General features: G+C 66.4%; 11 protein-coding genes. 4 read left to right on the forward strand and 7 right to left on the reverse strand.

Features of this window, described 5'->3' with window-relative positions; genetic code table 11:
• The first annotated feature begins 188 nt into the window (after positions 1 to 188).
• The 3 genes from WJ12_RS08955 to WJ12_RS08965 all read left to right on the forward strand — a co-directional run bounded on the left by WJ12_RS08955 (position 189) and on the right by WJ12_RS08965 (position 3,485).
• On the forward strand, positions 189 to 1,658 hold the full coding sequence (locus WJ12_RS08955) for a M16 family metallopeptidase (protein ID WP_226103849.1): 1,470 nt from the start codon (positions 189 to 191) through the stop codon (positions 1,656 to 1,658).
• Positions 1,655 to 3,001: a M16 family metallopeptidase gene (locus WJ12_RS08960; RefSeq protein WP_059557612.1), complete on the forward strand. Its 1,347-nt coding sequence runs from the start codon at positions 1,655 to 1,657 to the stop codon at positions 2,999 to 3,001. Before WJ12_RS08955 ends, WJ12_RS08960 begins: the two co-directional genes overlap by 4 nt.
• Positions 3,002 to 3,230: 229 nt before the next feature.
• Positions 3,231 to 3,485, forward strand: coding sequence for a hypothetical protein (locus WJ12_RS08965; RefSeq protein ID WP_034186779.1), 255 nt, complete (start codon positions 3,231 to 3,233; stop codon positions 3,483 to 3,485).
• A 168-nt stretch (positions 3,486 to 3,653) separates the two neighbouring features.
• On the opposite strand, the gene WJ12_RS08970 is transcribed toward WJ12_RS08965, so the two are convergent.
• The 7 genes from WJ12_RS08970 to WJ12_RS09005 all read right to left on the reverse strand — a co-directional run bounded on the left by WJ12_RS08970 (position 3,654) and on the right by WJ12_RS09005 (position 12,040).
• A complete protein-coding gene (locus tag WJ12_RS08970; RefSeq protein WP_226103848.1) occupies positions 3,654 to 4,622 on the reverse strand; it encodes a lysozyme inhibitor LprI family protein in 969 nt (322 codons plus the stop codon).
• Positions 4,623 to 4,908: 286 nt separating this feature from the next.
• Positions 4,909 to 5,475, reverse strand: a complete 567-nt coding sequence (gene phaR, locus WJ12_RS08980; protein ID WP_034186777.1) for a polyhydroxyalkanoate synthesis repressor PhaR — start codon at positions 5,473 to 5,475, stop codon at positions 4,909 to 4,911.
• 124 nt (positions 5,476 to 5,599) lie between these two features.
• Positions 5,600 to 6,340, reverse strand: coding sequence for a 3-ketoacyl-ACP reductase (locus tag WJ12_RS08985; RefSeq protein WP_006491801.1), 741 nt, complete (start codon positions 6,338 to 6,340; stop codon positions 5,600 to 5,602).
• A 120-nt stretch (positions 6,341 to 6,460) separates the two neighbouring features.
• Positions 6,461 to 7,642, reverse strand: a complete 1,182-nt coding sequence (locus tag WJ12_RS08990) for an acetyl-CoA C-acetyltransferase (RefSeq protein ID WP_069245635.1) — start codon at positions 7,640 to 7,642, stop codon at positions 6,461 to 6,463.
• A 99-nt stretch (positions 7,643 to 7,741) separates the two neighbouring features.
• Entirely contained in the window at positions 7,742 to 9,622 is a 1,881-nt protein-coding gene (gene phaC / locus WJ12_RS08995) for a class I poly(R)-hydroxyalkanoic acid synthase (RefSeq protein ID WP_059561596.1), read from the reverse strand.
• A 360-nt stretch (positions 9,623 to 9,982) separates the two neighbouring features.
• The gene (pgeF, locus tag WJ12_RS09000) at positions 9,983 to 10,822 is read right to left on the reverse strand and encodes a peptidoglycan editing factor PgeF (RefSeq protein ID WP_059561885.1); all 840 of its coding nucleotides are present in this window, start codon (positions 10,820 to 10,822) and stop codon (positions 9,983 to 9,985) included.
• A 6-nt stretch (positions 10,823 to 10,828) separates the two neighbouring features.
• A complete protein-coding gene (locus WJ12_RS09005) occupies positions 10,829 to 12,040 on the reverse strand; it encodes an RluA family pseudouridine synthase (protein ID WP_034188624.1) in 1,212 nt (403 codons plus the stop codon).
• 41 nt (positions 12,041 to 12,081) lie between these two features.
• Between WJ12_RS09005 and WJ12_RS09010 the strand changes: the two genes are divergently transcribed.
• The gene (locus tag WJ12_RS09010; protein WP_034188625.1) at positions 12,082 to 12,906 is read left to right on the forward strand and encodes an outer membrane protein assembly factor BamD; all 825 of its coding nucleotides are present in this window, start codon (positions 12,082 to 12,084) and stop codon (positions 12,904 to 12,906) included.
• The last annotated feature ends 6 nt before the right edge of the window (positions 12,907 to 12,912 follow it).

Genomic DNA, 12,912 nt, shown 5'->3' on the forward strand with positions numbered 1-12,912 from the left:
TTGATGCGTCCCTTTTCATTCTGAAACAATCGCCTGCCCACCGTTGCTCGCCGGCAGACCTCGGCGCGATGCGCCATCGAAAGACGTCCGGGCCCGACAATCGCGTTCAGGTGACCTGCACGTTCAACGGGTGCATCCCGGCGGCGATGCCCTCGCCACGCACCATCGCTCAACGCGCATCGGAAAATATGAAAAACTTCACGTTCGCCGCACTCGGCGCAGGTCAGGTCGACCGACCGTCGAGCCGGCGCCCGATCTTCCGCGTTCATCCCGCCCACACGAAAGGACGTTTCATGTCAGTACGACGTTTGATATGCACCGGGCTCTCGTTGTACCTGTTGATTGCAGGCACCGCGATGGCTCAACCCGTCGAGGTCGCGGGCTTTACCCACGTGCGCTCCCTGGGCGGCATCGACGAATACCGCCTGGATGCCAACGGCCTCACCGTGCTGGCCCTGCCCGATCCTGCAGCGACGGTGGTCAGTTTCCAGGTGCTGTACCAGGTGGGTTCACGCAACGAGGCCGCCGGCACGACCGGCGACACCCACCTGCTCGAGCACCTGATGTTCAAGGGCAGCCAGCATTACAACAAGGCGCTCGGCAATTCGCTGAACAGCTACATGGAGCGCGTGGGCGCGACCTTCAACGCAACCACCTCGATGGACCGCACCAACTACTTCGGCACGCTGGGGCGCGACGCGCTGGAAGGCTACATCGCCATCGAGGCCGACCGCATGCGCAACCTCCTGCTGCGCCCGGAAGACCTGGCCAGCGAGATGACGGTGGTACGCAACGAGTACGAGCGGGGCGAGAACAGTCCTGTCACCGCGTTGTTCCAGCAGGTCATGGCCACGGCTTACCAGGCACACCCCTACCACCATCCCACCATCGGCTGGCGCAGCGACATCGAGCATGCGAGCGTGGACAAGCTGCGCCGCTTCTACGACACCTTCTACTGGCCGGACAATGCCGTCGTCATCCTGGTCGGCAATTTCCGGCCGGACCAGGCATTGGGCTGGATCAAGCAGTATTACGGCGGCATTCCGCGCGCGCCCCAGCCCATCCCGGTGGTCACGACCGAGGAACCTCCGCAGCAGGGGCCACGACGGCTGGTGCTCAAGCGCGCTGGCGCGACAGGCAATCTGATCATCGCCTTCAAGGCGCCGCGCGCGCTCGACCCCGATGCGGCGGCCCTGACCGTCCTGGGCCTGGTATTGAGCCAGGGCAAGAGCAGCCGGCTGTATCGCGCACTGGTCGACACCGCGGTTGCCACGCATGCCGGCGCCAGCTTCCATGCGCTGCGTGATCCCGGCCCGTTCGTGGTGACGGTCAGCCTGCCGCCCGACGCGAAACACGAGCAGGCCGAGAAAGTCGTCTGGACCGAACTGGAGCGAGTCAAGACCGAGGGCGTCACGCGCGACGATATCCAGCGGGTGCTGGGCCCTTACCGGGCCGATCAGATCTACCAGCGTGACGGCGTCGGCTTGACGTCCGCCCGATTGGGCCACGCGGTCTCGCTGGGCGACTGGACACGGTTCGTCACCGAGCTCGAAGAACTGGAGAAGGTGACGCCCGCCGATGTGCAGCGCGTCGCCCGCAAGTACCTCGTTGAAAACCAGAGCACCACCGGCTGGTTCGTTCCGGAGAAATCGTCATGATGCAGGCTCGTTTCAACCATCTGCGGACGTGGTTCGTGTGGTTCGCCGTGCTGTGGCTGCCTGTTGCCGCTCATGCGGGCATCGCCGATCGCATCGTGCGCACCCAGGCCGGCAGCATCGCGCTGCTGACCTATTCGATGTCGCCGCGGGAAATGGTGTCCGTTGCCGGCGTGATGCCGCTGGGCGATGCCGACACGGCCAGCAAGGCAGCCAATCCCGCCGTGCCGTTGCTGACGGGCATGTTGCTGCAGGAGGGCAGCACCCGTCGCGACAAGGTGGCGATCTCCGCGCTGCTGGAGAGCCTGGGCGCCCAGTTGTCGTTCCGGACCGACGGAGGCTACGTCGGCATCTACGGCCAAAGCCTGACCAAGGATTTGCCGACGCTGATCGACCTGATGGCCGAGCAGTTGCGCCGGCCGGCCTTCAAGCCGGAGGAACTGGCCAAGGCCAAGACGCGGCTGGAGGCCGCGGTCCGCAACGCCGCGGAAAACCCGTCGGTCCGGGCCAGCGAGGCGCTGAACCAGTCGATCTACCCCGCCGCGCACCTCAACGCCCCGGTGCCGCGCGAGCGGATGCTCGAGGCCATCGCCGCCGCCACGCTGGACGACATCAAGGCCTTTCATCAAGCCTATTACGGGCCTGCACACATGACGCTGGTCGTGGTCGGCGGCGCGGACCCTCGCCGCCTGCAGTCCCTCGTGACCGAAGCGTTCGCGGGCTGGAGCGGCGGCCAGGCGCTCGTGCGGCGGGGGCCGCCGCGCAAGGCAAGTCAGCCCGACATACAGCGCATCGCCATGGGGGACAAGGAATCCATCAGCGTGATGCTGGGTCAGGCCATCGACCTGCGCGCCAACGATGCCGACTACCTGCCGCTCAGCGCGGCCGTCAACATCCTGGGCAACGGCTTCACCGGCCGGCTGATGGCAGGGGTGCGCGATCAGGAGGGCCTGACCTACGGCATCCGTGCCGGCCTGTCCGGGCTCTCGCTGATGGACGGCGGATTCGTCATCACCAGCAGTTTCGCCCCGCCTCTGCTGGACAAGGGCGTCACCAGCACGCGCCGCATTCTGGACACCTGGTGGAAACAGGGCGTGACGCAGGCGGAACTGGATGCCCGCAAGGACGGCATGATCGGCCGCCATCAAGTCGCCATGGAAACGACCGGCCAGATGGCCGCCATGATCGCCCAGACGGTGCTCCAGGACCGCCCGCTGAGCGACCTGGACACCTATCCCGAGCGCGTGCGCGCGTTGACCGTCGAGCAGGTCAACACCGCCATCCGCACGTACCTGGACCCCGGCAAGATGACGTTGGTGGAAGCGGGCACGTTTGCGGAGAAATAACCGCAACCTCGCTTCGTTCCGCGCCGCGCCCGGCTTCGGCCGGGCCGCCGCCATCGCACTGCCACGGCTCTCCAACGGGAGGTTCGCTGCAACGCTCGTGGAACATCCTCGACGCGTGCGGACTCGAGTGCGCCGGAGCCCGGCGCACGACAATCGCCCCGGACGCGAGGCGCCGTTATGCGAGAATCGGAACCTCCAACCGCTTCACACCACCCATGACGGGGCTCGCATGACCACCCACATCACGATCGAATTCACCGAACACGCAGCGGAAGCCGTCGGCGAGCAAACCAGCACCAGTTTCTCCTACGACCAGGGCGCGCATGTGCCGCAACCGGGCGACTTCGTCGAGCTCGAGCATTCGCGACAGACGTTCCTCGTGATCGGCCGCGTGTTTTCGCTCAAGGCGAATTACTGCGCCGTCAAGCTCGTGCTCGACCTTCCTCCGCCGGACGACGATCAGGACTTCGGTCCCGCGCACTGAGCACCGCAGCAACGCATGCCATCGGCCCGAACCGATGACCACGCAGCGCACGCGTGCGCGACATCGCAGTCGACGATCGATCGACATCGGCTGCGCACGAAACCCCTGCCGACGAAAAACGACCCGGCCCGCGATCGCGGGCCGTGCAGGAACATGAAGCGTTGCCCGTCACCGCGCATCCGGAAACACCGGCGCAGTCAGACACCGCTCGAACCACACTGCATCGTCGCCGTCGCCGATCGGCCACATTTCCGCATCCAGTTGCGGCATGCCCGCGGCCGGCGCAGGCGCGCGGCCATCCACGCCGGACGCACCGGCCCGTACCCATCCTGACTGCGCGCCGCCGCCATCGCACGATTGCGCATGCGCCTGCGCCTCGCAGAACGCCACCGGATGCACCTTCCCGCCGACGGTCGCACTCACCGAGCGGTATTGATAGACCGCGCCGGTCGCCCAGTCCTCGCTCTGGCTGCAGATCCGCGCACGATGCTGCACGTGGACCGCGCCGAAGCACGCGTAGGACACGTGCGTGCCGCTCGCGTCGTCCGGAATGAAATCGCAGTTGCCATCGAAACCGGTCAACGGGCCGCCGGTATATTTCGCGAGCCACTGCCGCTCGGCCAGCGCCCGCGCGATCAGCCCTTTGGCCGACCGATCGGCCAGCATCGCCGTGCGCCGATCGATGGCCTTGCGCACTTCGTCGACCGCCATCGGATGGCCATCGTAATCGGCATCGAGTCGGTTGTTGCGTGCGCCGATCCAGCGCCGCTGGCTGCGCACGAGCATGTCGCGGATCGCGGCGTCCGGCGCGGCCTTCAGCGCGCCCGCATAGGCCGTATTCATCCTCGCGTCGGCTGCCCGCAGCGCGGGGCTCGCGCAGATGCGCTTCTCGACCGGTTGCACGGCCTTCGCGCAATCGATCGCCAGGGCCGGCAAGGCCAGGCCCATGCCACACATGAACATCGAAGCAAGACCGGCGAGCCTGCCGGCCGATGCCATTCGAATCCCTCGCATGCGCTCTCTCAATCGGTTTGTTGTTCTTGGTCGCGCCGGGTCGACCCGGCATCGCCTGTATCGTCGCAACCGGAACCGGTACCGCGCGTCACCGTGCAGCGCCGCTTCGGGTGCGACAGGCACACACCCCGCGCCGCGGTGCGAACGCACGCGCTCCGGCGCAGCGCACCCCGGCTTTCATTCGTTGATGACGGGATCTCGATCGACTGGACGACGGTCATGCACGCCGTTGCCCGGCACGCGCATCGGTGCCGACGATCATGAACGACCGTCGGCGGCATCTCACGGCAGGCAGCGGCCGCGCATCGTCATGCCCGAACACACGATCGGCTGCGCTGCCCGCGCTGCTTTGCGGCCCCGTCGCCCGACGGCTCGCGCCGCCGCGGCCGGCGTGCCGCGCCACGATTAATTACTTCTTTTCCGGCTCCGACGCACCCGGCTGCTTGAACGGGAACGTGCTGAACATCGACTTCGCCTGGTTCTGCATCTGCTCCTGCATCTGCACGAACATGTTCTTCGACTGCTCGATGTAGCTGGTCATCATCCCCTGCATCATCGGCGCCTGCATGTTCATGAACTGCGACCAGACTTCCGGATTCATCGCGTTGGTGTCGTACAGGTTCTTCGACTGATCCGCGAGCTTGTTCTGGATGTCGATGAACGCCTGGATGTTCTTTTCCAAGTACGTGCCCATCATGCCCTGCATCGCATGGCCGTAGAAACGGATGATTTGCGACAGCATCGACGACGAGAACATCGGCACGCCGCCGCTTTCCTCTTCGAGAATGATCTGCAGGAGGATGCTGCGCGTCAGGTCTTCGTTGGATTTCGCATCGACGACCTTGAAGTCCTCCTGCTCCAGCACGAGCTGCTTGACGTCCGTGAGCGTAATGTACGTGCTTGTCTCGGTATCGTAGAGCCGGCGGTTCGGGTACTTCTTGATGAGCCGTTCGGCAGTCTTCTTTGTAGTAGTCATGTAACGCCTTTCAGTGCAGCGTAGCGCAAGCGCAAGTGACGAATCCCCGCCGCCCGAATCCGGGAGGCGGGGGCCTTCGGAACCCACCCGGCTGCGCGGCCACCCGGCCCGCGCAGCCCGGGCGTCAGCCCATGTGCAGGCCGCCGTTCAGCGAGAAGTCGGCGCCCGTCGCGAAGCCGGAATCGTTCGACGCGAGCCACGCGACGATCGAGCCGATTTCCTCCGGGCCGCCCAGACGCCGCACCGGGATCGTCGCGACGATCTTCTCGAGCACGTCGGGACGGATCGCCTTCACCATGTCGGTGCCGATGTAGCCCGGCGACACCGTGTTGACCGTCACGCCCTTCGTCGCGACTTCCTGCGCGAGCGACATCGTGAAGCCGTGAATGCCGGCCTTCGCGGTCGAGTAGTTGGTCTGGCCGAACTGCCCCTTCTGGCCGTTCACCGACGAAATGTTGATGATGCGGCCCCAGCCACGCTCGACCATCCCGTCGATCACCTGCTTCGTCACGTTGAAGAGGCTCGTCAGGTTGGTGTCGATCACGGCCGTCCAGTCTTCATGCGTCATCTTGCGGAACACGACGTCGCGCGTGATGCCCGCGTTGTTGACCAGCACGTCGATCTCGCCGACTTCGGCCTTGACCTTGTCGAATGCTTCCTTGGTCGAGTCCCAGTCGCCGACGTTGCCTTCCGACGCGATGAAGTCGTAGCCGAGCGCCTTCTGGTCCTCGAGCCACTTCACGCGGCGCGGCGAGTTCGGGCCGCAACCCGCGACGACCTTGAAGCCGTCCTTCGACAGACGCTGGCAGATGCTGGTGCCGATGCCGCCCATCCCGCCCGTTACGTACGCAATTCGCTGAGACATGAATCTCACTCCATTTTTTGGTTTCGAGAGCTATCGAGGCTCCCTCTGACTTCACGTGGCGCCGGCCGAAGCCGCAATCGGCCGGCGCCCGGATTCGGTTCGACGGTGACGAACAGCCGGTTACGGGCGCTCGACCGCGAGCGCGACACCCATCCCGCCGCCGATGCACAGCGACGCCAGCCCGCGCTTCGCGTCGCGCTTGGCCATCTCGTGCAGCAGCGTCACCAGGATCCGGCAGCCCGACGCGCCGATCGGATGGCCGATCGCGATCGCCCCGCCGTTCACGTTCACCTTCGACGTGTCCCAGCCCATCTGCTTGTGCACCGCCAGCGCCTGCGCCGCGAACGCCTCGTTGATTTCCATCAGGTCCAGGTCGCCCGGCGTCCAGCCCGCGCGCTCCAGGCACCGGCGCGACGCCGGCACCGGGCCCATGCCCATCACGCTCGGATCCACGCCCGCGTTCGCGTACGCCTTGATCCGCGCCAGCGGCGTCAGGCCGAGCGCCGCCGCCTTCTGCGCCGACATCACCAGCACCGCCGCCGCCCCGTCGTTCAGCCCCGACGCGTTCGCCGCCGTCACCGAGCCGTCCTTCGTGAACGCCGGCTTCAGACCGGCCAGCGATTCCGCCGTCACGCCGTGACGCACGAATTCGTCGGTGGCGAACTGCAGCGGCTCGCCCTTGCGTTGCGGAATCGACACCGGCACGATTTCATCGTCGAAACGGCCGGCCTTCTGCGCGGCTTCCGCCTTGTTCTGCGACAGCGCCGCGAACGCGTCCTGCTCCTCGCGCGTGATCCCGTATTCCTTCGCGACGTTCTCCGCCGTGATGCCCATGTGGTACTGGTTGTACACGTCCCACAGGCCGTCGACGATCATCGTGTCGACCAGCTTCGCGTCGCCCATCCGGAACCCGTCGCGCGAGCCCGGCAGCACGTGCGGCGACGCGCTCATGTTCTCCTGGCCGCCCGCGATCACGATGTCCGCGTCGCCCGCGACGATCGCGTTCGCCGCCAGCATCACGGCCTTCAGGCCCGAGCCGCACACCTTGTTGATCGTCATCCCCGGCACCGCGTTCGGCAGCCCGGCCTTGATCAGCGACTGCCGCGCCGGGTTCTGCCCCGAACCGGCCGTCAGCACCTGGCCCATGATCACTTCGCTGACCTGATCGGGCTTCACGCCCGCACGCTCCAGCACCGCGCGGATCACCGTCGCGCCCAGCTCCGGCGCTGCAATCTTCGCAAGCGAGCCGCCGAATTTGCCGACCGCGGTCCGCGCGGCCGATACGATCACTACGTCCGTCATTTCCCTTTCCTCCAGGCCCGCACGACACGGCGCATCGTTACCGGCCCTGTTAAAAAAACTGCGGTGCTCCGGACAGCGTGCGCCGCTGTCCGGTTTTCGTCAATCGCGCTGCAATACGTAGCGCCCGGGTGCCGGCTCGATCACCGGAAACTGCGCGGAACCCGCCTCGGCCGGCGGCGCCACCTTGCGGCCGCCGTACGCATCGAGCCATTCGACCCACGTCGGCCACCAGCTGCCCGGCTGCTCGGCCGCACCGGCGAACCAGTCGTCCGCGGATTCGGGCAGGTCGTCGTTGACCCAGTAGCTGCGTTTCTTCTTCGCCGGCGGATTGATCACGCCCGCGATATGCCCCGACGCGCCGAGCACGAATTTCAACGGGCCCGACAGGATCGACGTCGACGCGTAGGCCGTCTGCCACGGCACGATGTGATCCTCGCGCGAACCGTAGATGAAGGTCGGCACGTCGATCAGCGACAGGTCGACGGATTCGCCGCATACGGTCAGCGCGCCCGGCTCGCGCAGCTTGTTCTCGAGATAGGTATTGCGCAGGTACCACGCGTACATCGGGCCCGGCAGGCTGGTCGAATCGCTGTTCCAGTACAGCAGGTCGAACGGCGCGGGTGTGCGGCCCTTCAGGTAGTTGTCGACGACGTAGTTCCACACGAGGTCGTTCGGACGCAGGAACGAGAACGTGTTCGCGAACTCGACGCCGCGCATCAGCCCCGGTGGCGTGCCGTTCTTGCCGCCGATGGTCTGCTCGCGCATCTGCACGTGCGCCTCGTCGACGAACACGTCGAGGATGCCGGTATCGCTGAAGTCGAGCATCGCGGTGAGCAGCGTCATCGACGCGGCCGGATGTTCGCCACGCGCGGCAAGCACCGCGAGCGCGGTCGCGAGCATCGTGCCGCCGACGCAGAAGCCGAGCGTGTTGATCTGCTCGCGGCCGCTGACCTGCTGCACGGCGTCGATCGCCGCGAGCAGCCCTTCGTTCATGTAGTCGTCCCACGTCTTGTGCGCGACCGATGCGTCCGCATTGCGCCACGACACCAGGAACACCTGATGACCGTTCGACAGCGCATGCGCGACGAGCGAATTCTCGGGCTGCAGGTCGAGGATGTAGAACTTGTTGATGCACGGCGGGACGATCAGCAACGGCCGCTCGAACACCTTGTCCGTCTTCGGCGTGTACTGGATCAGCTGGATCAGGTCGTTCTCGTAGACGACCGCACCTTCAGTACACCCGAGGTTCTTGCCGACCACGAACTGCGATTCGTCGGTCTGCGAAATCTTGCCGCGCTGCAGGTCGCCGAGCAGGTTCATCATCCCCTGCCGCAGGCTCTCGCCCTGCGTGTCGAGAATCGATTTCTGCGCGTCGGGATTGAGTGCGAGGAAGTTGCTCGGCGCGGCGGCGGCCGTCCATTGCTGGACCGTGAAGCGGATGCGCTCGCGCGTCTTCGGATCGGTCTGAAGCGAGTCGGCGAGTTCCTGCAGGTAACGCGCGTTGAGCAGATACCACGCAGCCGCGAACGCATGCGCGGGCGACGACTTCCATGCGTCGCCGCTGAAGCGGCGATCCTTCAGTTCGGGGGCCTCGAGCTTCGCGGCGGCAGCCTGCTGCATCAGCGTCATGCAATCGCGCGCGTAGTCGGCCTGCAGCGCCTGGAGCCGTTCCGGCGGAATCGCGGCAACCGGCAGCTTCAGCCCCGCGAACGGCGACGCCATGCCGCCAAGCCCCGCGAGGCCACCGAGATCGGGCATCGACGGCATCTGGAACGGAAACGAAGCCGGAAACTGGAAAGTCGCGAACGGATTGACGGTGGCCGATGCAGTCGCGGCGCGCGCCGGATCTGCAAAACCGCGCCACGCGTTCAGCCACGACTCGAACATCTGCTGCATCGGCTGGGCGGCCGGATCAAAACCGGTGCTGCCTGCGGAAGTGCCCGCCTGAGCGGACGTCGACGAATTTTTCGATGCTGTCATTACCTGCCTTACCGGTGATTCGTGAGCGTCAATCGTGAAATCCTGCTCGCGCGCGGCGTGCCGGCTGCGAGCCGGGCCGTCATGCTCTGGAGAGGCGTCTCCAGATTCTGCCGCAGTGCGGTATTTTTATCATTATCGTTTTCCCCATGTGAAGCGCCAAGTCAAACCACTGAACATTTCTGCACGGAGATAATCCGCGTGCAACAGGCGGGACAAGGGTTCCGGCGAAACATAAACCATTTTGTCCGGCTTGACTTCGGGATTTTCCATTCAGTTGCGCATGCGATGCCGCAGTGCCGTCTAAATATCGAGATAACCCGATTTCGCGACGCGGCAAATCCCGCACGCATGCGCATGCCGTCAATCGGCCAGCCAGATCGCCGCTGCCATGCGGCCCGTCACGCGATCGCGGCGGTACGAATAGAAGCGTGCCTGTTCGGCGACCGTGCAAGCCGCCCCGCCGCTCACGTGCGCGACGCCCGCACGGGCGAGACGCAAGCGCGCGAGCGCGTACAGATCGGCGAGAAACTTGCCGGGCGCGCCCTCGATCGCAACGAACGCGAGCCCGGTTTCATCATGCTCCGACTGCGGAGCCGTGTCGAGAAACGCGTCGCGCACGTCCGCGCCGACCTCGAACGCCTGCGGGCCGATCGCCGGCCCCAGGTACGCATGCAGCGTGTCCGTCGCGCCGCCGGCAAGCGCCGCGACGCGAGCCGCGGTCTGCTCGACGATGCCGGCCGCGAGCCCGCGCCAGCCCGCGTGCGCGGCGCCGACCGCGCGGCCTTGCGCATCGCACAACAGCACGGGCAGGCAATCCGCGACCATCACGACGCAGACGGCGCCGGCCCGGTCCGTGACGCTCGCGTCGGCCCGCACCGGCGCAGCAGCCGCGGGCGCCGCCGCGATCACCTCGTCGGCGCGGACGATGTCCGCACCGTGAACCTGCTCGAGCCACGCGGCGCTCGACTGGCCCGCGAGGGCGAGCAAACGCGCGCGATTCGCGGCGACACGGGCCGGGTCGTCACCGGTGTGCAGGCCGAGATTCATCCCGCCCGGCCGCGCCTCTCCCTCCTGCCAGCGCCCGTAAGGGCCTTCGCTCACACCGCCGTCGCGCGTCGTGATCAGCGCGCGCACGCGCGGCGACACCTGCCAGTCGGGCTGCACGCAGTCCTGCCACGTCAACGGCGCCACGTTCGTCATCGGCACTCACGCCTCCTCGTCGTCTTCCAGGTACGGCTCGTCATCGTGATACTCGCCGCCGAAATCGTCATCGTCGTAGACACCATCGTCGTCGTCGAATTCCTCGTCGCCCTGCCCGAAACCGAGCGCCGCGACGAGCGTGTTCAGGTCGTCCGGCAGCGGACAGCGCCATTGCATCGCCTTGCCCGTGACCGGATGCACGAGGCCGAGCCGCCACGCATGCAGCGCCTGTCGCGCGAAGCCGTCCGGCAGCGGCGTGACCGAACGCTTGCCGCGCGCGCGCCCGTAGACGGGATCGCCGAGCAGCGGGTGCCCGATGTGCGCGCAGTGCACGCGGATCTGGTGCGTGCGGCCGGTTTCGAGATCGCACTGGATCGCCGACACCGGCTGACGTTGCCACAGACATGTGTCAACCGTACGGAAATGCGTGCGGGCCGGCTTGCCCGACGCGCCGGTGACGACGGCCATGCGCGTGCGCTCGCGCGGATCGCGGCCGATCGGCGCGTCGATCGTGCCTTCCTCGGGCATCGTGCCCCACACGAGCGCGAAGTAGCGGCGCTTCACCGTGCGGGCCTGCAACTGCCGCACGAGGTCCGTCTGCGCGGCCAGCGTGCGCGCCACCACCATCAGGCCGGAGGTTTCCTTGTCGAGCCGGTGGACGATTCCCGCGCGCGGCAGGCCGGCCGCCGCGTCGCCGTAGCGATGCAGCAGCCCGTTGAGCATCGTGCCGCTCCAGTTGCCGGCGGCCGGATGCACGACGAGGCCGGCCGGCTTGTTGATCACGACGAGCGCGTCGTCCTCGTAGATCACGTCGAGCGGCACCGGCTCCGGCGTGAACGCGAGCTGCTCGGGCAGCAGGTCGGGCACGAGCGCGATCTTCGCGCCGAGCGGCACCGGCTGGCGGATCTTCGCCGGCGCGCCGTCGACGAGCACGCGTTGCGCCTCGATCCAGCTCTGCAGGCGGCTGCGGGAGAATTCGGGGAACAGCTGGGCAAGCGCCTTGTCGAGGCGCTCGCCCGCGAGCGACAGCGGCACTTCGACGACGCGCGGCGCCTCGTCGACCGCCGCGGACGGTACGACGGGCGGCTGCATGACGTCGCCGGCCAGATCGTCATCGAGGGAATCCCCCGACGCAGCGTCGGCGGGCCGATCGCTTGGGCTATAATCTTCGCGATTTGGTGTGCCCGGCTGGGCATTCTGCGAACTTGAACGGGTCATTTAGACTGGGTCACCGAGACTTGAAGCTAGGACATGCGAGCATGATGAATTCGACCAAACGCACGGCCAGAACCGCCGCCGCCCGGGCTGCGGCGGTAGCGGCCGCGGCCCTCATCGCCGGCTGCCACGGCTTGCCGCAGAAGCAGGACGAGACGGCTACCTGGTCGAATAACAAATTATACTCAGAGGCCCAGGACGCACTGTCCGGCGGCGACTGGGGCAAGTGCGCGAAATATTTCGAATCGCTGCAAGGCCGCGATCCGTTCGGTCATTTCGCGCAGCAGGCACAGATCAACGTTGCATACTGCAACTGGAAGGACAACGAAGCGGCCGCCGCCGACCAGGCCGTCGACCGCTTCATCCAGCTCCACCCCGATCATCCGGATATCCCGTACGCGTACTACCTGAAGGGGATGATCCACTTCAACGACGATCTCGGCCTGTTCGGGCGCTTCTCCGGCCAGGACATGAGCGAACGCGATCCGCAGGCGCTGCGCGAGTCGTACGATGCGTTCAAGGTCGTCGTCGACCGCTTCCCGAAGAGCAAGTACGCGCCCGATGCAGCGGCACGGATGCGCTACATCGTCAACGCGCTCGCGTCGCACGAAGTGCACGCGGCCGACTACTACTACCGTCGTGGCGCCTACGTGGCGGCAATCAACCGCGCCCAGCTCGCGATCAAGGATTACAAGGGTGCGCCGGCGATCGAAGATGCGCTGCACATCATGATCCTGTCGTACAACAAGCTGAACCAGCCGCAGCTCGCCGAGGACACGAAGCGCGTGCTCGCGGGCACGTTCCCCGACAGCCCGTACGTCACGGGCCATTCGCGCCCCGGCGCGAAGAAGTCGTGGTGGCAGTTCTGACGAACC

This window comes from Burkholderia seminalis (assembly GCF_001718535.1).
Taxonomy (GTDB): Bacteria; Pseudomonadota; Gammaproteobacteria; order Burkholderiales; family Burkholderiaceae; genus Burkholderia; species Burkholderia seminalis.

What these genes read in the sequence shown, in the direction of transcription:
- WJ12_RS08955 (WP_226103849.1), top strand. Translation starts at nt 189, where the DNA reads ATGAAAAACTTCACGTTCGCCGCACTCGGCGCAGGTCAGGTCGACCGA.
- WJ12_RS08960 (WP_059557612.1), top strand. Translation starts at nt 1,655, where the DNA reads ATGATGCAGGCTCGTTTCAACCATCTGCGGACGTGGTTCGTGTGGTTC.
- WJ12_RS08965 (WP_034186779.1), top strand. Translation starts at nt 3,231, where the DNA reads ATGACCACCCACATCACGATCGAATTCACCGAACACGCAGCGGAAGCC.
- phaR (WP_034186777.1), bottom strand. Translation starts at nt 5,475, where the DNA reads ATGACTACTACAAAGAAGACTGCCGAACGGCTCATCAAGAAGTACCCG.
- WJ12_RS08985 (WP_006491801.1), bottom strand. Translation starts at nt 6,340, where the DNA reads ATGTCTCAGCGAATTGCGTACGTAACGGGCGGGATGGGCGGCATCGGC.
- WJ12_RS08990 (WP_069245635.1), bottom strand. Translation starts at nt 7,642, where the DNA reads ATGACGGACGTAGTGATCGTATCGGCCGCGCGGACCGCGGTCGGCAAA.
- phaC (WP_059561596.1), bottom strand. Translation starts at nt 9,622, where the DNA reads ATGACAGCATCGAAAAATTCGTCGACGTCCGCTCAGGCGGGCACTTCC.
- pgeF (WP_059561885.1), bottom strand. Translation starts at nt 10,822, where the DNA reads ATGACGAACGTGGCGCCGTTGACGTGGCAGGACTGCGTGCAGCCCGAC.
- WJ12_RS09005 (WP_034188624.1), bottom strand. Translation starts at nt 12,040, where the DNA reads ATGACCCGTTCAAGTTCGCAGAATGCCCAGCCGGGCACACCAAATCGC.
- WJ12_RS09010 (WP_034188625.1), top strand. Translation starts at nt 12,082, where the DNA reads ATGATGAATTCGACCAAACGCACGGCCAGAACCGCCGCCGCCCGGGCT.